The organism is Paenibacillus sp. PSB04 (assembly GCF_025809195.1).
Classification (GTDB): Bacteria; Bacillota; Bacilli; order Paenibacillales; family Paenibacillaceae; genus Paenibacillus_AQ; species Paenibacillus_AQ favisporus.
The window spans coordinates 6,750,203-6,771,279 of the sequence record NZ_CP081301.1 but is presented as its reverse complement, the minus strand read 5'-3'; the positions used below and the strand labels follow the sequence as shown (position 1 = coordinate 6,771,279).

Below are 21,077 nucleotides of genomic sequence, written 5' to 3'. Positions count from 1 at the left end.
GAATATGTTAGCGTTTGCATTGCTATTATAGCTTTTTGAATGCGTTTTTTAAATGTACTCATTTGTTATTTATTGTCTTCTATTATACTAATCACAATAAAAATTAGTGTTATTTATATAACAAAATAATAACAAATTAAATATTGAAGGAGAAAGAAGAAAATACTGCTAAAGAGAGTTGGCGGGGAATAGCATTATTTTGCTGTATAAGTGTGGGGGAGAAAGGGGATTGTTCGTGACGAGCTAAAGTGCATAGAGAAAGGGAAGAAGGGGATGGTGCGGACTTAAAGAGCGAAGAAGAAGGGCGAAGTTGCAGCGCTGGTTTGCCGCAGTTTCGCCGGATCGGTGTGTACATTTTGGCATGAGCGGAAGAACAAACAAGAAAGGAGCCGTCCCATGAGGGACAGCTCCTTTTGTAGATATAAGAAGGTATAAGCTCCAGAGAGTGATCTTTCTTATATGGAAGAATAACCTCCGCTAAATACGGTCTGTCTTCTTTGAATCTGGCGCCGATGGACGTCCTTCAAATATTGCGCCTTGTTGGCCGCTTACACGCCTTCCGGACGCATCCGGCACACGACAAACGGCTCATGCAGCGCCCGGAGGGCTGCCGCAAGCTCATCCTCCGGCAGCGCCGGCTCCGAGCTGACATGGTATTGAAATTCGTAAAAGCCGCCGAGCGTCGCTTTAAAATTGGTCTCCCAATAGTTGGTCATCAGCCAGGCGTACGATTCCGGCTTCTCGTCCTCCGCTTGCTGGGTGTGGAGGCGTCTTGTGCCGTACTCCAGCGGGCCCCATTGCATGAGCGGCGTATCCGGCGAAGCCAGCAGCAGCGAGCTTCGGTCATCCTGCCATGCAATGCCTTCCTGGACGCAGGCATAATCGAGGCAGGTCCCCGGAATCTGGTCCTTCCACGGACGCACCAAGCCTCCCGGTTTATCCGCATACAGCGTATCCCGCAAGGTGTCCCCGCTTGTAAAAGGAAGCGAGAGGTAGACGTTCTCCGGGCTCCAGACGCTGTCTTTATGGAAGCGGGCCGACACGTCGACCCGGTTCCGGTTGGCATGGACCCGCAGGAACAAGGCGAAGTAGGACAAGCCGTTCAACTGGTACGTGATTTCTACCGTTGCATAAAGCGGTCCGTTCTCCACGGTGCGCACCGATGTAATGCGCCCGGCGGAGCGCTCGGCGTGGAGCCCCTTGCGGTTGCGGCCCATCCGTGCCCGGGTGCTCCATACCTGGGAGGCGTCCGTCTCATCCGCCGGCCGGGTGACTTCGTAGATCGGTGTGAACGCACCGTACGGATTGCCGCTGCGCAGCATCTCGGTGTCCAGTTCCTTGTTGAACCAGGAATGAATGCCGCTGTCGGACCAGGCCAGACGGACGAACGGGGATTCCAGGCCGTTCCGGGTCATGCGGATCGGCGGATGGCCGGCAGCGCCGGAAGCCCCCTGGAACATGTCGTCCATGTCGTATACCTGGTCTGCTCCGATCAGGCGGGTGTTGGTCGTCGTCGTGCCCTGCTGCCGTCCCTGAGCCAGCGGGCGCAGAAGCAGGAAGCAGGTTTTCTGCGCCTGCAGCTTGAGCTCGGTGACGATGGTGTGCGGATGGACGGACTGCTGCGGCAGCACTTCGCCGGTATCCTCCCGCACGACTTCGACGCCTTCGCGCAGGGCGCCGGGCTCCCAGCCGTCCAGCTGGAGGGTGACGAGCTCCGTCACTTCGCGCCCGGCCAGATTGCTGACCCGGAACCGGTACGGCCGATCCGGGTACAGCGTGGCACTGCCCTGCTGCAGCAGCACCTTGTCCAAGGCGCGGTAGGCCCGGCGGCTTGCTTCGGAGGCGTGCGCCAGCTTGCGGACCTCCAGCAGCTGGACGTTTTTATGCCACGGTTCATAAATGGAGGAATGGTAACCCCACGTATGCTCGGCATACAGCGCCAGCGCTTCCTCTGTCTCATTGATCTCGACCCGGCTCAATACGCTTGCTTCAGGGTCCAGCTTGACCGCCTTACGGAGCGTCCGCTGGGCATCCCGGAAGACCTGGGTATGCATCGGTGTAGAGCTGACGCCGTCTGTCCACCAGTCCGGCCAGTCTCCCCGGTGGACAGGCAGTTCGTCCAGCTCTTCCTGCTTCAGGCGGGCAAAAAAGCCGCTGAGGCTGGTCATTTCGATCGTAATCCGATCGCCGTGCTGCTCGTTCCAGGCCTGGATCCATTCGATGATCCGGCTGTTCGGCGCGCCGTTGTCGGTGCCGAGTCCCGAGAGCATGACGGGCACGAACGCATACGGGTACTGCTCGGCCTCCAGCTGAGCCAAGTACCGGCGGATGCGGACCGTGGCGATGCCGTCATGGATCGCTTCCGGTTCCACCAGCTGGTGATGGAACTCGTCGCGGATCATGTATTTGCCGAGCGCTCCAGGGCACAAGCCCAGCTCGTTGCCGATCATATAATGCTCCCCGTTCCAGACGAGAAGGCGGCGGCCGTCGCGCGTTTCCCACCAGAAAGGAGCCTGCTTGCGGCCAAGGGCGTACATGCCGTGATGCGTATGGATACAGCTGAACAAATGCTCGATATCATGGTTCAGCAGGCTGTCGGCATACCCCCAGCCGTATCCGTTGATATCTGCGGTCATGGCGCTGTCCACACGGCTGCCAATCGAGGCGGCGTAGGCTTGGGCTTTGCTGTGAAGGCTGCTGAGCAGCTGTTCGTCCGGCAGCTCCGTCATGTTCAGATAGGTGCCGGACAGCTCGAGGTCGCCGCGGAGGACGGCTTCGGCAAACGATTTTTGCTCCTCGGGCGAAGCCGCCTTCAGAAACTGCTCCACCGCCCAGAACGTTTCGCACGTCCAGCGGAAGCCTTTCCATTCGGGTTTGGCACCTGTATGAGCGGCATTGGCGATCCGCAGCGCCTGGCGGATGAAATCGACATGGTACTGCTCGATCTTCTCTTGACGATCGGTATAGCCGAGGTCGGTGTGGGAATGATGAATGGCGTAAATCGTCCATTTACGGGCGGGCAGCGGCGCGTCGGCCTGTTTTAACTGTTGTTCTAGTGTCATCGTATATCCTCCTTAAGGGGAGAGTTGTATTGGCCTTCCAGCGAAAGCCGATTTAGGGAAAAAGGATCCGTATTAGTCAAAAAGCATGTCGGCTCCGTAAAAGACCAGCCGCAGCAGATCGTCTTCATACAGCACGGGCAGCCGTACCGGGAGCAGCGCGTCCGTAAGGGAAGCGCCGAAGAGCGGCAGGCTTTTGGCAATCTGGCCGCCCAGGATCAGGCGGTCCGGCCTAAAGCTGGCGGCATACGGGCGCAGCATCCGTCCGAGCCGCTCGCCGTAGGTGCGCCAGACCCGGAGGGCGGCAGCCTCGCCCCGGGCGGCCGCGGCGGCAAGGTCGATGACATCATCGCCTTGCCGCCGGGCCTGGAGCGCGTCCGCCAGCGCCAGCACGCCGCGCCTGCCAAACTGGCCGTCGACCGGCGCGCCCTCGAACGTCTCGGCATACAGCATGCCGCTCTCGGGCACGCCGTCTGAGCCGCTGACCGTCAGTCCCCGGTCCATGAAGACCGAGCCGAGACCGGTGCCCAAGGTCAGGCAGAGCAGCCGCTCGCCGGGGTAGCGCTTGGCGGCGCCCATGCCGAACAGGACGGCATCGTTGCCGAAGGCAATGTCTGCTTCCGCGAGTGTCCGCATCCATAAGGCGCTGCCCGGCAGCCCGGCGCGGCGGCGAAGCTCCTTCTTGAGCAGCTCACCTACGGGCACGCCGTACAGCTGCTCGTATTTGCCAAGCCCCCGGATGCGGCTGATGCCGCGTTCGTAATCGAAGGGGCCCGGAAATGCCGTCCCGATGCGAAACGTCACATCGTGCTCCGGGGTGCCGCTTCCCTTCATGTATGCTCCGGCAAGCCGGATGATCAGGCTGGTGAAATGGGCGATGAAGCTTTCGGCATCCGCTTCCGAGCGTGAAGGCTGCTCCAGATACGGCTCGGGCAGAAGGATCCCGTTCTCCAGCACGCCGCCTTTCATGAAGGTTCCGCCGGCGTCGATGGCCAATGTGGCGACCGTCCCAGCCGGCGTTTTGCCGGGGGTCCCGCTCATGCCCGCTCACCGGGCTTCCAGTGGTGCGGAAGGAGCGGCGTATTCCAGCCTGGCGAAACCTGGGCGCGGATCAAGGTGCAGGGCCCGGGGCCAACCGGCTCGAGCCGGTAGCCGCCGATCGAGGCGGGAACAATGTAGGCTTCTGCATACCCCCATTCCACGGCGGCTTCCTCGTCGCGTTCCGGAATCAGACGGACGCGCTGCCCCTCGACCAGGTTGTACATGACAAAACCGCCTTCGGTATGATCCTCCCACGGTCCGTCCAGACGCAGCCGCTTGACCTGGAACAGCAGGTCGTCCCGCTCGCCGAGCAGCTCCTCGGTGCTGTTTCCCTGCACGCGGCTGATCTTCGGCTGTGCGATCAGATGCTCACGGACATACGTGGTGTCGAAAGCGTCGATCATGTTCTGCTCCGCATGGTCCCGGTTGATCGGACGGGGCAGGCCGTCCTGGTCAAGGCGGAGGTGATCGTAAATTTTAAAGGTAAACCACCAGGTGGTGGACGATATTTCGAGCACGAGATTGTCCCTGCCGGAAAAATGGACGGCGCCCGGCGGGATCAGAAAAAGATCCCCTTTGCGGGATTCCCATACGTTAACATACTGACCGATGTCCAGCGGCTGTCGCGTCTCATGGGCCTGATCCACCGCCTGAAGCAGGTCGCTGCCGCCCGTTCCCTCCCGGAAGCCCAAGGCGACGATGGGGGAGGACCCCGGCTTTTGCTCCATAATGTAATAGGATTCCTGCTGCGTCATCGTTTCGTTGAACGTCCGCTCGATGTATGCTTGCTGCGGATGGACCTGCAGCGACAAGTTGTCGCCGTCGATCGTATCCAGGTAATCGAAGCGGATCGGAAAATAATCTCCGAACAGCTCCACGTTGCGCCCTCCCATGATTTCCTCCGGGTGGGAGGTAAGCAGGAGCGGAAACGGCACTTCGATGACGCTGCCATTTGCTTCGATCAACAGCGTATTCTCCGGGGCGATCGGCTCGAATGCCCAAGCGCAGTTGCGCCAATCTTCAGGCAGTCCGCACAGCTCCTTCAGGTACTGCCCGCCCCATATGCCCGGCGCAAAGAACGGCTTGACCCGAAACGGGCGTCGGGCGGCGGCAGCCAGCAGTTCTCTGAGCGCCGGGAGGGTAGCCCAGGCCGGCGATTCCGGCTGATTCATATCGATATACACATCGAAATCATACAGATGCCGATTCCGATAGTTCTCCCACACGGGCCATTCCAGGAACAGGGCCTGTTTGTATGTCTCCACCGGATCGGCGCTTTCGCCTAGGCCAAGACTGCCCATGCCCATCCGGTGGAGCTTCTGCTGATACTCCCTGGACAGGTCGCAGTAGACGGAAACATCCGGAGAGGGGCAGAGGAAGAGCGCCCCGGGACCGGCGGTCACGACCATCGGAATCGGAGTTTCGCCGGCTTTGACTGCTTCGCGGCAGATTCTCAGCTTCTGCTGAACGTCCTGGAACCACTTTTTCCCGGCTCCTTCCTGAAAATAGCCGTCTTCCGAAACGTCGGCGGCGATTCTGCCAAACGCGCGGTTATCGGTCAGATAGGGATGAAACTGCCGCAGAAGATCCTCCGGTTTCTTCATATAACGGGCAGTATCGATTCCGATCCAGGGAATGTCCTCTTCCTCGCAGTAAGTGCGGAGCCGGTTCACCCAGCGGCCATACTGAGCTCCGTTCGCCGCATCGATCGCGACGACAAAAGCCTCTCCGCCGTGATTTTTGTACATGGCGGTCAGCCGGGCCATTAAGGTATCGTAATCTTTAGAGAAGCCGTCCAGAATAAGAGAAGGTTCCTCGAGGCTGTGAACGGGAATGGAATTGACGGGGAACGGATTAAAGGATGGGGGTACTGATGCAGTCATGGGTGCTTCCTCCCTCTTGTCTGTCGTTATGTGTAACATTGTAAGACGAGAGAGAGGAAGCGTCTTTAAACGATCCAGAACAGCTTTTGTACAATCAGGACATGTTCGGAGGGAAATGTTCTTTGCCCGAACGCCCTTCGGTGAACTGGGAACGTCTGAATTTCGCGGGGGATACACCGAGCCGGCGGGTAAATATTCGTGTGAAATAATGGACCGACTGAAAGCCGCACTGCGATGCAATGTCCTTGACGGGCAGGTCGCTCTGAAGCAGCAGCTGGGAAGCCCGGCGCACCCGGCGTTCCTGAATATAATGGACGAACGATTGGCTCAGGTTGGCCTGAAACAACCTCGTTAAATGGCGTGACGAAATATGCAGGTGCCCGGCAACCAAGGCGAGTGTGAGCTCTTCGCCCAGGTTGTCGTCAATGAACAGCTTGACCTGCCGGAACAGTGAGTTCTCTTCGGCGGCTGCCACATCCGAGCCGGCGTCCGGCGTATCCTGCTGCTGTGTTCCGTGCAGGGAGAGGATGGACAGCATCAGCGACATCGAGACGTGGCTGAGTACCGGTTGGAGGGCCGGTTTTGGAGTCAAAAACATAGAAATGAGCGCATCCCACAAATGCCCGGCGGGCTGCTCGTCCGCACCGTCCACCACCGGCTGCCCATGCTCGGCCAAGTGCCGGTAAGCCTCCAGGTATGGGCTCCCGGTATGCTTTTCATCCACCTCAAAAGCGGCATAGACGAGCGTAAGACCCGTCTCGCTTTGGATCTGGTGCCAGACGCCTGGCAGCGACAGGAAGGCGGTGCCTTTCTTCAGCGGGTATTCTTTGCCTTGTTCGATGTATGCGCCTTCGCCGTCCACAACGTAACAGGCTTCAAAGAAGGAGTGGCGGTGCATGGAATTGTCATAGTGCGTGGGCATAAACCCCCAGTACATAATGGAGATGGACAGGCCGGCTTCCTCCAGCCGGGTCAGTTCGCGGTTACAGATTTGGTTGGCCCGGCGGAAAACGGATTGGATCGTCATGGCAGGCGTTTCTCCTTTAGAATGATGGGTGAACTCTGAAGATGCTGTGTTAAGCTGCGGGTGGAACAGCCATAAGCGATAGTTCACGGAAATGTAAGTCTACATGCCATTCTAGACCATTCCGTTTCCAAAAAACAGTCGGGTGTTAGGGGAGAAATGAAGGGAGATGGCCACGAGAACCAGGTCATCTTTTGCGGGTCCGGGGCGAATGAACGGTAATATCATTTTAAGGAAACTGGATCGGATTGTTTGGGGAGGTATTTAAAAAGGCGCAGGATGGTCACCGTTAAATGAGACCTGCATGGTTGTGTCTGAACCGCCTGTTTGTGCTAAACTGTTGGTGTATTAAAGAAATATTGACAGACGACGATGAGTTTAATATATTTTTAGGGAGACTAAATAAATGTCGCACTCATATCAAAACAATATCGGGTACTGGATCAAACTAATTTTCCGGGAGACCAGCAGGCTTTACGATCAGCGGTTGGCCCAGTATGGCATTACCACTTCGCAGGTTGGGGTCCTTGTCCAGCTGTGGAACGTCGGGGATGGGCTGACCCAGAAAGAGCTGCATGAGCGGCTTCGCATTCGGCCAGCTTCGCTGACCAACCTGCTGGATCCGCTGGTCAAGGGAGGCTGGGTTATCCGTAAACAGGATGCAGAGGATGCCAGGGTGAAGCGTATATTTCTTACGGACGCCGGCCGGTCGTTAGAACAGGTTTGCGGCGGTATCGTGGAGGACATCGAAGAACGAATCCAACAGCAGCTGACCCCGGAGGAGAGCGCATTGATGCTTGTTTGGCTGAGAAAGATCCACAACGGCGTGATGGAAGGAGGAGAGGATCGGGGGAAAGACTTGCCTTCATTATTTATTGAGAATGATTCGGAATAAGCGAAGGTATCGAAGATAGAGGAGGTAGCAGGGATAACAGTGGTAGCAGAGCAGCGAAGGTAGCAGGGATAACAGAGGTAGCGGAGAGCGAAGGTAGCGGGGATAACAGAGGTAGCAGAGCAGCGGAGGCATCAGAGGTATCCTGGCGGTTGCCATCAAGGACAGCCGGCAGGAAGCGTCGGAGAATCGGGGATGCAAGCACGCATCGTGATTCGTGACGTTTTTCTTTTGGATATATATTTAGGACAACTAAAGATTTAAGTAACTAAATAAAATGGAGCTCAATTTATGATTCATTTTCATTTATAAAGGAGAGATCGGGATGGATCTGGGACTTAGAGACAAGGTTGTAGTCATCACTGGAAGCTCAAGCGGAATCGGAGCGGCGACGGCTGAAAAATTCGGTATGGAAGGGGCCAAGGTTGCCGTTACGTATGCGAGCGGGCGGGAAGCGGCGGAACGTACGGTAGAGAAAATCAGAAGCCATGGCGCAGAGGCCATTGCAGTTCATTATGATTTAACGGACGACCGTTCCATGGATCAAGCCGTACATCAGATTGCCGAGAGGTGGGGAGGTATTCAGGTACTCGTTAACAATGCTGTCCTGTGGGGAGACCGCAGTGTCATGGGCCTGGCCTTTGAAGACACGGATGCAAGCGGTTGGAGACAAACCATACGCGCAAATCTTGAGGGATACTACTATACCATTCAGAAAGTGCTGCCATTGATGCGGACATCCGGCTGGGGAAGGATCATCAATATCTCTTCGGAGCTGGCTGAGGACGGCATGGCTGGAGGCGGGGCGTATACAGCGGCCAAGGCCGGTCTGCACGGTTTGACGGCGACGTTGTCCAAAGAGCTGGGACCCGCCGGAATCCTGACGAATGTGGTGATGCCGGGCTGGACGATGACGGAGAAAGCCCTAGCGATTTTTCCGGCGGAGATGATCGAGAAGGAGCGGGAGAACGTGCCTACGCGCAAACATAGCGCACCTGAGGATATCGCGAACCTGGTCGTCTTTCTCGGGTCTGAGGCAAACGGGAATATTAACGGCGAATTGATTCGGGTTACCGGAGGAAAATAAAAGTAAAAGGTTAATGAAGTACTTCAGCCCCCTCTCTTGAGGAGGCTTTTTTGTACCCTGGAATGTTGCTGTAATAACGTTTTGAAAAGGGAGGTACGGGGCCTCTGCTAACTATTCAATGAATTCCAGTTGACACCCGTCTCTCAGCCCTTCCTCCGCTGCCTGTACTGCCTGGGCGTGAGGCCGGTCTTTTGCTTGAACAGCCGGTGAAAAAACTTCAAATCGCTGTACCCGGCCCGGGCGGCGATTTCGCTCACGCTGCCGTCGCTTTCGATCAGCATACGGCAGGCGGCGTCCATGCGGATGCCCTGCAAATAGGCGGTGAAGCTCATTCCCGTCTGGCGGGTGAACAGCCGGCTGAAATGCCTCGGGCTGAGGCTGGCCTGCGCCGCCAGCTCGCCCAGCCGCAAATCGGAGGCGAAGTGACGCTCCATATAAGCGATCGATTCGTCGACCGTCAGCGAGCCTTGGCGCCTGACGGCTGGCGGATCCAGCTGCAGCCGGTGCCGGTACAGGCCGGTTAGCACGCGGACCAGCAGCGAGGCCAGCAGCAGCAGCCAGCCGGGGCTTCGGCCGGCATATTCCCGGTACAGCTCGCGGAACAAAGCGTGGTATTCGCCGCTCTGATCTTTAATTTCCAGCCAGGGCATAGCCGGATCCAGAAAGGCGGCGAACACCTCCCGATCGCGCGGAAAAGCAGCTTCAAGCTCCCGGAGATAATCGGCCGGAAAGATGCAGTTGTACACGACCAGCTGCCGGTCCTTCCGCGGCGTCTTCGGCCGGAACACATGCGAGAGTCCGACCGGGATGAGGAACAGGCTGCCCTGCTCGGCCGGCCATGCTTCCCCGCCGATATAATGGACACCAGACCCTTCACTGACATAGGTAAGCTCCACAAACTCATGAGAGTGTTCCAGCATATCGAACGATTCGGACACGCGGTTGACATAGAAGGGCACCCCCGGCTCGAAAAAAGCGTCCATCCGCAGCAAGGCCTGGCTTCGTTTTATGCTCACTTGCCTTCTCCCCTCGATGGTGGATTTTCTGAAAATCAACATTTGCTCCTATCCTAGGTGATCATTGGCGATATGTCCAGATCAGCCTATATTTTCGTCCAGATCACCGCCTGTATCGCCAAGCAGCCTTTTTTATAATATCAGCAAGTATAAACACCAGAGCCATGGCTTCCTGATATTGCAAGAAAAATTACCTTTGAACGCGGTCTGTTTTCTTTGAAGGTACGTCGATTGACGTTTTCTTGAAACACATGGCCAAAGACCCTGGTTAGCATCCAACGCAAAAAACGGGAGGGAAGTCTATGTCAACGCTAGGCATTACGAAATTGACCTGCGAATACCGCAGCGAGCCGCTTGGGCTCGGCACGGAGCGTCCCCGCTTCAGCTGGCTGCTCACGTCCGGCCGGATGCATGTGCTGCAGTCGGCTTATCATCTTCAGGTGGCGGGAGAGGAAGGGGATTTTGCCGGGGATCATCTGATCTGGGACACGGGCGTCGTGGACTCGGACGAATCGGTGCTTGTCGAATATGCGGGTGCCGCGCTTCAATCCGGACAACGCTGCAGCTGGCGCGTCAAAGTGTGGGACCAGCAGGGGCAGGAGTCGGAATGGAGCGACACGTCCTATTTTGAAATGGGGCTGTTGCGGACGTCGGACTGGAGTGCGGACTGGATTACGCCCGAACCGGGAATGATCGATCCCCAGGCAGAGGAAGAGTTCCTTCTTCGCAAAGCGTTCCATGTGAGTAAGGACGTCCGGAAGGCACGAATATACGCGACAAGCCTTGGCTTCTATGAGCTGGAGCTGAACGGCGAGCGGGTGGGCGACTGGGCATTCACACCGGGCTGGACCAGCTACCGGCACCGGCTGCAGGTTCAGGCCTATGACGTCACCGACCTGATCCGATCCCGGGCTGACAATGCCATCGGTGCGGCGCTGGCCAACGGATGGTATAAGGGCAATTTGGCTTGGGAGAACCATCGCAACCTGTATGGTGACCAGCGGGCGCTGCTGCTTCAGCTGTATCTTGAATATGCGGACGGCAGTACAGAAATCATCGGAAGCGATCCTTCCTGGAAAGCGTCGACCGGTCCGGTACGCATGTCGGAAATTTACCACGGCGAAACGTATGATGCGCGGCTGGAGGCGGGCGGCTGGAGCCAGCCCGGGTTTGATGATGCAGACTGGACAGGGATGGTGAAGCTGGATCACGCCAAGGACATCCTCGTCATGCAGGAAAATGAACCGGTGCGGGTCATCCAAGATTTGAAACCGGTTACAGTTCTGCGGACGCCTGAAGGGGATACCGTACTCGATATGGGACAGAACATGGTGGGCCGCATGCATATGCGCCTGAACCTGCCGGCCGGAACGGCGATTACGCTAAAGCACGCAGAGGTGCTGGACAGCCGCGGGAATTTTTACACGGGCAATCTCCGCAAGGCAAAGCAGTCCGTAACGTATATCTGCAAAGGCGGCGGTGAGGAAACGTATGAGCCTCATTTCTCCTTCCAGGGCTTCCGTTATGTGAAGGTCGAGGGCTGGCCGGATGCCGAGCCGCTGAATCCGGACCGGTTTACAGGCCGTGTCATGCACACGGATATGCCGCAGACTGGGCGGTTCGAGTGCTCGCATGAGCTGTTGAACCAGCTGCAGCATAACATCGAGTGGGGCCAGCGCGGCAACTTCCTGGACATTCCGACCGATTGCCCGCAGCGCGATGAGCGGCTGGGATGGACCGGGGACGCTCAGGTGTTTGTGCGGACCGCCGCGTTTAATTTCGGCGTGGCACCGTTTTTCTCCAAGTGGCTGCACGACCTGAAGGCCGACCAGCGGGAGGATGGCGGCGTGCCGCATGTCATACCGCAGGTTCTCGACGATAACGCCTGCTCGTCCGCAGCGTGGGGAGATGCCGCCGTCATTTGCCCTTGGACGATCTATCTTTGTTATGGCGATAAGCGGGTTCTGGAGGAGCAATATGACAGCATGAAGGCATGGGTCGACCATATCCGCGCCCAAGGGGACAATGAATATTTGTGGAATACCGGGTTTCATTTCGGCGACTGGCTGGCGCTTGACGCGAAGGAAGGCAGCTACGTCGGGGCGACGCCAAGGGATTTGATCGCCACCTGCTTCTATGCATATTCGACTTCCTTGTTCGTAAAGACTGCCGAGGTTCTCGGACGTACCGAGGATGCCGCCGCTTACCGCCAGCTGTACGAACGTGTGGCCGAAGCGTTCCTGAACGAGTTCGTCACACCAGGCGGAAGGCTGGCCGCGCATACGCAGACCGCGATGATCCTTCCGCTGATGTTCGGGCTGGTGGAAGGGGAGGTTCAGCGCCGGATGGCTGCTACGCTGGCGGAGTACGTCAAGGAACAGAACCACCATTTGACCACCGGATTCGTCGGTACGCCGTACCTGTGCCATGTGCTGACGGAGAACGGCTACCACGACCTGGCCGTGAAGCTGGCGATGCAGGAGGATTATCCGTCCTGGCTGTATTCGGTCAAGCAGGGGGCGACCACGATCTGGGAGCATTGGGACGGGATCAAGCCGGACGGCTCGTTCTGGAGCGATGACATGAACTCGTATAACCACTACGCCTTCGGCGCCATCGGCGACTGGCTGTACCGGGCCGTGGCGGGGCTGGATTTGAATGAAGCTGAAGGACCGGGTTACAAGCGGATCCGGCTTCGTCCGCGGACGGACTCGGCGCTGTCTTATGCCAAAGCTGCGCTGGATTCGATGTACGGCACGATCCGGAGCGAATGGAGCTTGACGGACGTGGACGGGGACGGGGACAGCCCGCTGGCGTCCTACGAATTCGAAATTCCGCCGAACACGACGGCTGAGGCTGAACTGCCGGGCGCCTCGATCGCTACAACGCAGGTCAATGGGCAGCCGGCGGATCAGGCATCGGGTGTACTGAGCGCCAAGGAAGACGACGCTGGAGTGCTGAAGCTGGAGCTTGGATCCGGCGTATACCGGGTGACCGTCCAGCAGCCGAGTCCAGCATTGTCCGGGGCGTGAGGCTAGGGCATGGTATGGGTTGATCCATAGCATCGAGCTTGGGACGAACGGATTGGTTCATTTATGCCCTTGCTTCCTGTTCCTACCCTTGCTGTTAGGTTTCGTTGTAAAAGAAAGCAAGCCTCGCCGACAGAGTCGGCGGGGCTTTTTTAGATATAAGGGAGCATAAGCTTCAGAGACAAGGATTTTCTTATGTCACTTAAGAAAAACTTCCGTTGAAAGGGGCATGGATGCTTAGAATGTGCGTGGATAGCTTTTTACACCTGCGGTACCGGCTCTTTCGCCAGCACGCGGCTCGTGCCAAAGATAAGCAGGGACGCGGCGAAGCAGCAGGCTGAGAACAGGCCGACGGCCGCATACCCTCCCGATCCGGCGTACAGCAGGCCCGCAAGGGAGGCGCCGACTGTCGTGGCGGCGTTCATGGTCGCCGTAGCCGTGCTTGAAATCGTCCCCCGCAGCGACGGATTCAAGTTGTTCAGGACGCCCATGATCATTGGAAAAAGAATGCCCAGGATGAAAAAGATAGCGAAATACATAATCGACGCGGCCATGAAAGACGGCAGGTGCGGGAGCGCGGCATAGCCGATCATCAGGAGCGGCACCGCAGCGGCTACGATCCTGGACGGCGTCCACAGGTTGTTGACATATCCGCTCACGAGACTGCCGGCCAAATTGCCCACGCCGAGGAAAATCATAATCGTGCCGATCTGGTCAACGGGTAGGTGAAAGCGTTCCGCCGACCATTTACCCAAAAACGCAAACGCGGCATTGCTGCCCAGATGGATCAGGAAATAAGCCAGGAAAGCGCCTCTAGCCCTGCCGCTTCCGAGAAGAGGTGCATATCTGCGCCAGAAGGCCTGCCGCGATGGAACGGCATTCGATTGCGGCTTCATGGAAGGCAGGATGAAAAAGGCGGCGCCGGCAAGCAGCAGGGACAGGGCTCCGATCGCGAAAAAGGGGAGGGACCAGCGTTCTGCCGCCAGCCAGCTGCCGATCGGAACACCGAACGCTTGGGATACCGCGAGCCCCGCATAGGCAAGTCCCATCGCCTTACCTTTTTTCTCTGCGGGCAGCAGTGTTTGGATGGACGCCCACACCTGCGGTGCGGCAAAAGCTGCGCTGATCCCGGCCAGCAGCCGGAATAGGCACATCATCCAGAAGTCTGCGGCGATTCCGCACAGCGCGGTGGATACCGCAAAGCCCAGCAGTCCGAGCAGCATGACCTTTTTCCGATCCAGACCGTCCGAGAGCGGGCCGGCAATCAAGGCGAAGACCGCGGCGCCAAGCGTGTAGGAGCCCATCATCCAGCCGGACATTCCCGTGGGGACGCCGTACAGGTCCTGAAGCGTCGGAATCATCGGGGAGATGAGGAAGGTATCTGTCCCGATCATAAACATGATCAGAAAAAACAACGCAGTAAGTTTCATATTTACTTCTCCTTTCCTTCTTCGTGGTTTTAGAGAGGGTGTTCTTGCTGCTATTGTATCGCTTAATAGTGACAATTATTGTCATGAACTTTGAGGGTGCAAAAATTGCCAAACAGCGCGGGAAGCGCCGCCGTAACCGTAAGTGTTTCGGGTATGCCCACCTAGTGAATGTGCTGCTTTAATTCGTGCGGTATGGAAAGGAACAGGGAGGCATGCCAGCATGCCCCTGTTTTGAAAGACACCGCCGCCCACGGATCACGACAAACTGACCCATTGATCCTTGCGGTACTGCTTGGCGATATAAATGATTTGGCCGATGTGGTATGCGTTATGGTACAGGCTTTTTTCGATGGCCTCGATGACTGTGACGGACCGGCCTTTGATCGTGATTTCCGTCAGCAGCTGCTCCTCCCGGAGCGCGGCGATTTGTCCCAGGAACAGGCTCCAGCCATGTTCCCAGCGATCCAGCAGGGCTGCGCGGTCGAGCTCTTCATGAATGAACTCCGCATCGCGGTTTCGGTCCGGTTTCTCCCCGTCGGTGGTAAACGGTTCGGTCCATCGGGAAATCATATTCCCGCTCATGTGCTTGACGATCACGGTGATGCTGTTGGAACCGGGTTCCGGGGCCCAAGCAAGGGCAGGATCCTCGAGCTGCCCGATGGCAGCTTCGGCCGTGCGTTTCATTTCTTCCAGTCGGGTTTTGACCGCGCTTTGATATGTTGTGAACAGTGTTGATGTCATAGGTTGTGCCTCCTTTGGGATATCGGTCTGAAAAACAAAAATCTCATCCATGCCTTCTCCACAGCGGTTTCATGACCGTGCTGTGCTTTCAGCATAATGAGATTTTGAGTATAAATCCAATATATATATCAAGCAGTATCATCAAAATAATTGATGATTTATGATCCGACCTGGGATAGCGGCGGTGCAATCATGGCCATAAAGTTAGCCGCCGGCGCCAGAGGCTCTTCGCCAATCCGGGTGTACAGTCGGATCGGGTCCTTGACGCGCATCCCGGGAACGCGCACCTCCGCAAGCTCGCCGGATTTGAGCTCCCGGGCTACCGCAAGGGAGGGCACAAAAGAAACGCCGTATCCCGATTTGACGGCTTCAATCGTTTCATGCATCCCTTCAATGCAGATCCCGGTTCGCGGCTTCGGTACTTCGTAGGCATCGCAGAGGGAGAAGAGCTTCCTGCGGGTATAGCTGCCTTCTTCCCGGAGGATAAAGGCGGCTGCCATCAGCTCTTGGAGCGTAGTGGCGGCACCCGCTAAGGGGTGGTCCGGGTGGGCGATGAAGATCAGCTCATCTTCCATGAGTGTGATGTATTCCAAACCGGAATTCTTCGGACCCTCACCGCAGATGAGCGCGATGTCCACCGAATGGTCGAGCAGCCGCTCCATTGCGATACGGGAGCTGCCCCGGGTCAACTGGACATGCACCTTCGGATACTGCTGCTTGAAGCGGACGATCCAAGCGGGAAGCACCGTCCGGCCGGGCAGATCTGTGGCGCAGATCCGGAGGCTGCCTTCGAGCCCGATTTTGAGTGCGTTCATCTCCCGCTCCATCTCGTATTCCAGCGAAAACAGCTGCCGTGCCCGGGCAGCCAGCCGCTCGCCGGCTGGCGTCAATTGGATGGAGCGCCCCTTGGAGGTTACCAGCTTCATCCCGAGCTCCTGCTCCAGATTCCGCAGCTGGGCGGTGGCTGCGGGCTGGCTGAGCAGCAGCTTGCCGGCGGCCCGGGTCACGCTTCCCGTACTAGCCACCTCCGCGAATACGCGCAATGCGTGTAGATTCATCCTTTTCCCACCTTTGTCGTTGGATTGTATTCAAATTGCATTTAAGTGTAGTTGTATACCTGTTTATGACCTAATCATCGATTTTTTTGATGCGTCGAAATGTTGCATCCATCAGATCAATGAGTTGTTCTTATTGTACTTTGCAAAATGCTGGCCGTAAAGGTCGCAGGAGTGAGGCTCAAAACATTAAAGAATTTATGGAAAAAAGGGCCTCTGACATGGTCGGAAGCCCTTTAAACATTTACGTCATACGCTTTGCCGCTGATCAACCGCGGTCATCCAAATCCCATTTCAGGATCAGTCCGGCGTGGGTCAAGCCGCCGCCGAATCCGTACAGCAGCAGTGTATCTCCGTTCTGCAGCTTGCCTTCGTTCAGTCCCAGCTGGAGAGCCAACGGGATCGAAACCGAAGACGTGTTGCCGTAATACTCCATGCTGGTCAGTGTCTTTTCCACGGGGATGCCGGCTTTTTCGCAGATGGATTCGACCATGCGGAAATTGGCGCTGTGCGGAACGAACCAATTCACGTCGCCGGCCGTCATTCCCGCCTGCTCCAGCAAAGTTTCTACGCCCTGAGGCACGGTGCGCGTCGCCCATTTGTAGACTTCCCGTCCGTTTTGGACCATTTTCTCGCTCGTTAGCAGATCCTCACCATTCATCGTTTTGGAAAGGTTCGTGCGATAGACGTGGATGCCGCCTTCGCCGTTCGTGCCCAGATGGGCCGCGATAAAGCTTGGGCGCTGCTCATCCTTCTCGACCAGAACGGCCGCGGCTCCATCGCCGAACAGGATGCAGGTCGACCGGTCCGTATAATCGGTTACGCGGGACAGCGTCTCCGCAGCGACTACCAGGACCTTCCGGTGCAGACCGGATGTAATCAGGCCGTTGGCCATATGCAGCGCATAGGTGAAGCCAGCGCAGGTGGCGTTCAGGTCAAATGCCGCAGTGCTGGGGATGTGAAAGTACCCTTGAATTTGGCAGGCCACGCTCGGAAAAGCGTAATCCGGCGTCGTCGTCGACACGATGATGCAGTCCACGTCGGTCAAGTCCTGACCGTAACGGCTGACCAAGTCTTCCACGGCTTTATAAGCCATTGTGGAGGAGTATTCGTTCTCACCGGCAATCCGCCGCTCCCGCATACCGGTCCGCTGGACGATCCACTCGTCGCTCGTATCCACCATTTGCTCCAGATCCGCGTTCGTCAATTTTTTTTCTGGAACATAGCTGCCAATAGCCGTAATGCGGGCTGTCGATACTGAAAGGTTCATGATCAATCGCTCCTTTTTTTAAAAAAATGAGTTCTTTAGGGTGTGAGGGATGGGTGTATATTAGGAAATTAAAAAATAAGGCCAATTTGTTGATATCAAGTATTAGTATCTGGTACTAATTATAGACGTGAATTGGGGAGAGGTCAATAGGGGGTGTGTGTTGTCATAATTAGTGATAATTTTTTCATAATTGATGAGAAATATTTTCACAATTAATGAGAAAATGCATAAATATACATAAACTCGCATACAAAAGTAATTAAAAAAACCGCCATTAGGCGGTCCTCCTTAATCAATTCAGCTTTATTAAGCGTTCAACAAATTCAATTTCATCATAGGGTATCCATAACGGACCATCATAAGTGCGCACTTTTGCCCGAATCGGATTGGATGGACCCTATTTATCCATCCAGAATCATTTAAATCTTATTTATCTTGAAGAAGATAGTGATGCTTCCCACTGTAGAGCGCTCAAGGCTGGCAAAGTGATGCTGCTGTTAGTGTCCATCTACATCTACGTCATTTCTATCGGACAGGCGCTTATTCATTAGCCATGTAAATCCTATGCCGCCGAGGAGGGACCATTTATGGTGGCCCTTTCGATTACAAGCTGACGTTTGATCCGTATTTGTTTAAATCGATTCATTGCATTTTCCGGCTAAGAGTGCTGTATGTAATAAACACGCCCAGAAACGTGATGACGGAAGCAGCGATGAATGACATGTGAATTGCAGAATTCAATTCACCCGGATTCATTTTTTCTAACTGAAGATTCGATTTTAAGTTGTAGGAAACAATTGCTATGATGGCGGCCAATCCCACCGCACTGCCTATTTGCTGGCCGGTTGAAACGATTGCAGATGCTACTCCTTGTTCCTTGGAATTGATACCAGTACTTCCTGCTATGAATGTCGTCGTAAACACAAGCGCTTGACCAAAACCGATGATAACTGTTCCTGGGATAATCCCCAAAGCAGAGCCTTTCTCGGATAGCTGCGTAAGCACTAAGAAACCGATTCCACCTAGAACCATCCCGATGGCGACCGTACCGGCTAAGCCTGCATTTAAGAGTACCTTATTGATGAGTCTCCCGCCGATAAAAGCACTGATTGTAAGCGGCAAGAAACTTAGTCCAGATTGAATGGCCGAGTAGTGCAATATCTCCTGAGTATATAAGGATAGAAAATAGTACAGTGTACCGAATGAAGCCGAAAACAATGCAGCAATGATCGCTGCTCCAATCAAATTCCGGTTGCGGAATAATCTAAAAGGGATTAACGGTTCTTTCGTACGTTTTTCAATTATGACGAATAAAATTAGCAATATTCCGCCAACCAGTCCAAACGGCAAGGTTTCGATATGTAGCCAGCCTTCGACTGGAGATTGAATCAAGTAATAAACGATAAGAATCATCCCCACTGTCACTGATATTGTTCCCAATGCATCGTAACGCTTTGGTCCTGAAGTCGTTTTGTTCTCTAACAGCACTAACGGTGCAAGGATGAGCGAAATCAGACAGATCGGCACGTTAACAAAAAAAGTAAACTCCCAGCCCAAAAAACTGGTCAAACCCCCTCCAAGAAGTAATCCAAGTGACAAACCGACGCCTCCCATGGAGGCCCAAATGCCCATTGCACGATTGCGTTCGGCCCCCTCACCAAAATTAGACATGATCAGCGATAACGTGGATGGCGACAGCAGCGCCCCGCCCAGTCCTTGCAACCCTCTCGCAGTAATCATCATTATTTGCGAGTTTGCCAATCCGCCTAGGAGCGACCCCACCCCGAAGAGAGCGATGGCAATCATGAAAATGCGCCGCCTTCCCAACAAGTCGGATAGTCTCCCGCCAATCAGCAGAAATCCACCGAAAACGAGCGAGTATGCGCTAATGACCCACTGCAAATGATTCGCAGAAAAACCTAAATCTGCTCCTATCGAAGGCACTGCAACAAAAACGATGGTATAATCCAACGCCAATATTAATTGGGAAACGGCAAGTAGAATAAGCGCCACACCTTTTTTCCTGTTTTTGCTCATGGTTCAGTCTCCTCGTATGTACTTATTTAAAAGTAAGTAATGAGCCAATTTCCATCCTACAAAGGGTTGTCGGCCGCTCAAAATTTCAAGCTTACCTTTTGAAAATGGCAATTGGGATTGGGCTTTCCTATTTGCCTCTGCACAATGGAACATAGGGCCCACTCTCGGAAAATTCCTCAATCTCTTTAGAGTGTTTACAATGAAAATCTTTTCATAGTAATTGACCCATTAGTATTTTTGACCATTTGATCTAGAATTACCAAAAGAAGAAGCGTTAAATAACACTTCACTCAATAATCAATGAGGACAGACAGCGTAATGGTGACTTTTTCGTCTAACTCTTTTGGGTCATTGGATAGCTTTGCTGCTTGAGCCATCGCATACTTTGCATGATATAAATACCGCGCAGCATATGCAGATCCTTGTTTGCTCCGACTTCCCCTTTGCTTTGGGCAAGGACCAGCGCTTCATAAAAAGCGTTATGAAGTCGTATCCTGTCCTGCTCGAATAACCCAGCAATTTCTGTATCATGCGGGATCTGGTAGATGGCACTGTGTAAAATCATGTATACCTTTCGCTGCTCTTCATCCTGAAGTGTGGATACGATGATTCGAAAAATATCGGAGATCGTTCGTTTCACCGCTTCTGCTTTCTCCAGATTGGAAACTACAGCCGAAGTTTTTTCATTTAAGTAATGTTTGAACGCTTTGATAAATAAGTCTCTTATCGTCCCGGAAAGTAACCTCCTTATTCCCTGATGAAACGTATATTATCACTTTCCGGACCAAACAGTCAATAATATCCGAGAAACGTTTCCCTTCCTGTATTTTTTTTAAGCGAATGAATCAAAGAAGAAATTATTATTGACGCGTCATATTATTACTAGTTATATTATGACTATGATTACCAATATCAAGAAATCACCTGTCGCTTTAGCCATCCTTTGTTTCCTTATTGAGGAGCCTATGCATCCATATCGTATGCAACAGTTAATTAAAGAAAGGGAAAAGGACGAGGTCATTAATGTTCGCCATCGAGCAAGTATTTACCAAACGATTGAACGGTTGCATCGAGACAAGGCCATTGCCATTCAAGGAAAGAAAAAGAATGAAGGGAGACCGGACTTGGTTGTTTATGAAATTACGGATTTGGGCCACGAAGCTGCCTATACTTGGATTCGTGAAATGATTTCTACACCGGCACAGGAGTTTTTGGAATTCCCCGCTGCTGTTTCTTTTCTGGCGCTGCTCACGCCCGAAGATGTGGCTCTCTTGTTCAAACAACGGGTCAACGCGCTAGAGAACACACTTGCTCGGCTCAAGGATCAGTTTCAGAAAGGCGTTACGCTAAGACTGCCGAGGCTGTTTTTGTTGGAAAGCGAGTATCAACAAGCCGTGCTTGAAGCTGAAATCGGGTGGATCCAATCCGTCATTGTCGATATTGAAGCCCGAAGTCTGACATGGAGCATGGAGGAGCTGCGCAAGAGAAATGAGTCAATCGATAACTGATTAGA

Annotated in this window: 15 protein-coding genes; 4 read left to right on the top strand and 11 right to left on the bottom strand. The window is 54.7% G+C overall.

Features of this window, described 5'->3' with window-relative positions; translation table 11 throughout:
- Positions 1-548 precede the first annotated feature (548 nt).
- From K2F33_RS31065 to K2F33_RS31050, 4 genes are all read right to left on the bottom strand, one after another.
- The gene (locus K2F33_RS31065) at positions 549-3,062 is read right to left on the bottom strand and encodes a glycoside hydrolase family 38 N-terminal domain-containing protein (protein ID WP_263880474.1); all 2,514 of its coding nucleotides are present in this window, start codon (positions 3,060-3,062) and stop codon (positions 549-551) included.
- Positions 3,063-3,134: 72 nt separating this feature from the next.
- Positions 3,135-4,055 (bottom strand): ROK family protein, encoded by a 921-nt coding sequence (locus K2F33_RS31060; protein WP_263880473.1) that lies wholly within the window; start codon positions 4,053-4,055, stop codon positions 3,135-3,137.
- Positions 4,056-4,096: 41 nt separating this feature from the next.
- Positions 4,097-5,983 carry a class I mannose-6-phosphate isomerase gene (locus tag K2F33_RS31055; RefSeq protein WP_263880472.1) on the bottom strand — a complete coding sequence of 629 codons (1,887 nt, stop codon included), beginning with the start codon at positions 5,981-5,983 and terminating at the stop codon, positions 4,097-4,099.
- A 94-nt stretch (positions 5,984-6,077) separates the two neighbouring features.
- On the bottom strand, positions 6,078-7,010 hold the full coding sequence (locus K2F33_RS31050) for an AraC family transcriptional regulator (protein WP_263880471.1): 933 nt from the start codon (positions 7,008-7,010) through the stop codon (positions 6,078-6,080).
- Positions 7,011-7,413: 403 nt separating this feature from the next.
- Between K2F33_RS31050 and K2F33_RS31045 the strand changes: the two genes are divergently transcribed.
- On the top strand, positions 7,414-7,902 hold the full coding sequence (locus K2F33_RS31045) for a MarR family winged helix-turn-helix transcriptional regulator (RefSeq protein WP_263880470.1): 489 nt from the start codon (positions 7,414-7,416) through the stop codon (positions 7,900-7,902).
- A 322-nt stretch (positions 7,903-8,224) separates the two neighbouring features.
- Complete coding sequence (locus tag K2F33_RS31040; RefSeq protein WP_263880469.1) at positions 8,225-8,986, top strand: SDR family NAD(P)-dependent oxidoreductase; 762 nt, start codon at positions 8,225-8,227, stop codon at positions 8,984-8,986.
- Positions 8,987-9,129: 143 nt separating this feature from the next.
- On the opposite strand, the gene K2F33_RS31035 is transcribed toward K2F33_RS31040, so the two are convergent.
- Complete coding sequence (locus K2F33_RS31035; protein ID WP_263880468.1) at positions 9,130-10,002, bottom strand: AraC family transcriptional regulator; 873 nt, start codon at positions 10,000-10,002, stop codon at positions 9,130-9,132.
- 302 nt (positions 10,003-10,304) lie between these two features.
- Here K2F33_RS31035 and K2F33_RS31030 point away from each other — a divergent pair, with 302 nt between their 5' ends.
- Positions 10,305-13,034 (top strand): alpha-L-rhamnosidase, encoded by a 2,730-nt coding sequence (locus K2F33_RS31030; protein WP_263880467.1) that lies wholly within the window; start codon positions 10,305-10,307, stop codon positions 13,032-13,034.
- 257 nt (positions 13,035-13,291) lie between these two features.
- On the opposite strand, the gene K2F33_RS31025 is transcribed toward K2F33_RS31030, so the two are convergent.
- The 6 genes from K2F33_RS31025 to K2F33_RS31000 all read right to left on the bottom strand — a co-directional run bounded on the left by K2F33_RS31025 (position 13,292) and on the right by K2F33_RS31000 (position 20,204).
- A complete protein-coding gene (locus K2F33_RS31025) occupies positions 13,292-14,461 on the bottom strand; it encodes an MFS transporter (protein ID WP_263880466.1) in 1,170 nt (389 codons plus the stop codon).
- Between the two features lie 255 nt (positions 14,462-14,716).
- Positions 14,717-15,202 carry a DUF1572 domain-containing protein gene (locus tag K2F33_RS31020; protein WP_263880465.1) on the bottom strand — a complete coding sequence of 162 codons (486 nt, stop codon included), beginning with the start codon at positions 15,200-15,202 and terminating at the stop codon, positions 14,717-14,719.
- Positions 15,203-15,360: 158 nt separating this feature from the next.
- Positions 15,361-16,260 carry a LysR family transcriptional regulator gene (locus tag K2F33_RS31015; protein WP_263880464.1) on the bottom strand — a complete coding sequence of 300 codons (900 nt, stop codon included), beginning with the start codon at positions 16,258-16,260 and terminating at the stop codon, positions 15,361-15,363.
- 265 nt (positions 16,261-16,525) lie between these two features.
- On the bottom strand, positions 16,526-17,527 hold the full coding sequence (locus K2F33_RS31010) for a ketoacyl-ACP synthase III (RefSeq protein WP_263880463.1): 1,002 nt from the start codon (positions 17,525-17,527) through the stop codon (positions 16,526-16,528).
- 642 nt (positions 17,528-18,169) lie between these two features.
- Positions 18,170-19,564 carry an MFS transporter gene (locus K2F33_RS31005; RefSeq protein WP_263880462.1) on the bottom strand — a complete coding sequence of 465 codons (1,395 nt, stop codon included), beginning with the start codon at positions 19,562-19,564 and terminating at the stop codon, positions 18,170-18,172.
- A gap of 334 nt (positions 19,565-19,898) precedes the next feature.
- Positions 19,899-20,204 carry a hypothetical protein gene (locus K2F33_RS31000; protein ID WP_263880461.1) on the bottom strand — a complete coding sequence of 102 codons (306 nt, stop codon included), beginning with the start codon at positions 20,202-20,204 and terminating at the stop codon, positions 19,899-19,901.
- Between the two features lie 223 nt (positions 20,205-20,427).
- Here K2F33_RS31000 and K2F33_RS30995 point away from each other — a divergent pair, with 223 nt between their 5' ends.
- Positions 20,428-21,072: a PadR family transcriptional regulator gene (locus tag K2F33_RS30995; protein WP_263880460.1), complete on the top strand. Its 645-nt coding sequence runs from the start codon at positions 20,428-20,430 to the stop codon at positions 21,070-21,072.
- The last annotated feature ends 5 nt before the right edge of the window (positions 21,073-21,077 follow it).

Excerpts from the sequence above, each read along its gene's own strand:
- K2F33_RS31065 (WP_263880474.1), bottom strand. The coding sequence starts at position 3,062 with ATGACACTAGAACAACAGTTAAAACAGGCCGACGCGCCGCTGCCCGCC.
- K2F33_RS31055 (WP_263880472.1), bottom strand. The coding sequence starts at position 5,983 with ATGACTGCATCAGTACCCCCATCCTTTAATCCGTTCCCCGTCAATTCC.
- K2F33_RS31050 (WP_263880471.1), bottom strand. The coding sequence starts at position 7,010 with ATGACGATCCAATCCGTTTTCCGCCGGGCCAACCAAATCTGTAACCGC.
- K2F33_RS31045 (WP_263880470.1), top strand. The coding sequence starts at position 7,414 with ATGTCGCACTCATATCAAAACAATATCGGGTACTGGATCAAACTAATT.
- K2F33_RS31040 (WP_263880469.1), top strand. The coding sequence starts at position 8,225 with ATGGATCTGGGACTTAGAGACAAGGTTGTAGTCATCACTGGAAGCTCA.
- K2F33_RS31030 (WP_263880467.1), top strand. The coding sequence starts at position 10,305 with ATGTCAACGCTAGGCATTACGAAATTGACCTGCGAATACCGCAGCGAG.
- K2F33_RS31025 (WP_263880466.1), bottom strand. The coding sequence starts at position 14,461 with ATGAAACTTACTGCGTTGTTTTTTCTGATCATGTTTATGATCGGGACA.
- K2F33_RS31020 (WP_263880465.1), bottom strand. The coding sequence starts at position 15,202 with ATGACATCAACACTGTTCACAACATATCAAAGCGCGGTCAAAACCCGA.
- K2F33_RS31015 (WP_263880464.1), bottom strand. The coding sequence starts at position 16,260 with ATGAATCTACACGCATTGCGCGTATTCGCGGAGGTGGCTAGTACGGGA.
- K2F33_RS31010 (WP_263880463.1), bottom strand. The coding sequence starts at position 17,527 with ATGAACCTTTCAGTATCGACAGCCCGCATTACGGCTATTGGCAGCTAT.
- K2F33_RS31005 (WP_263880462.1), bottom strand. The coding sequence starts at position 19,564 with ATGAGCAAAAACAGGAAAAAAGGTGTGGCGCTTATTCTACTTGCCGTT.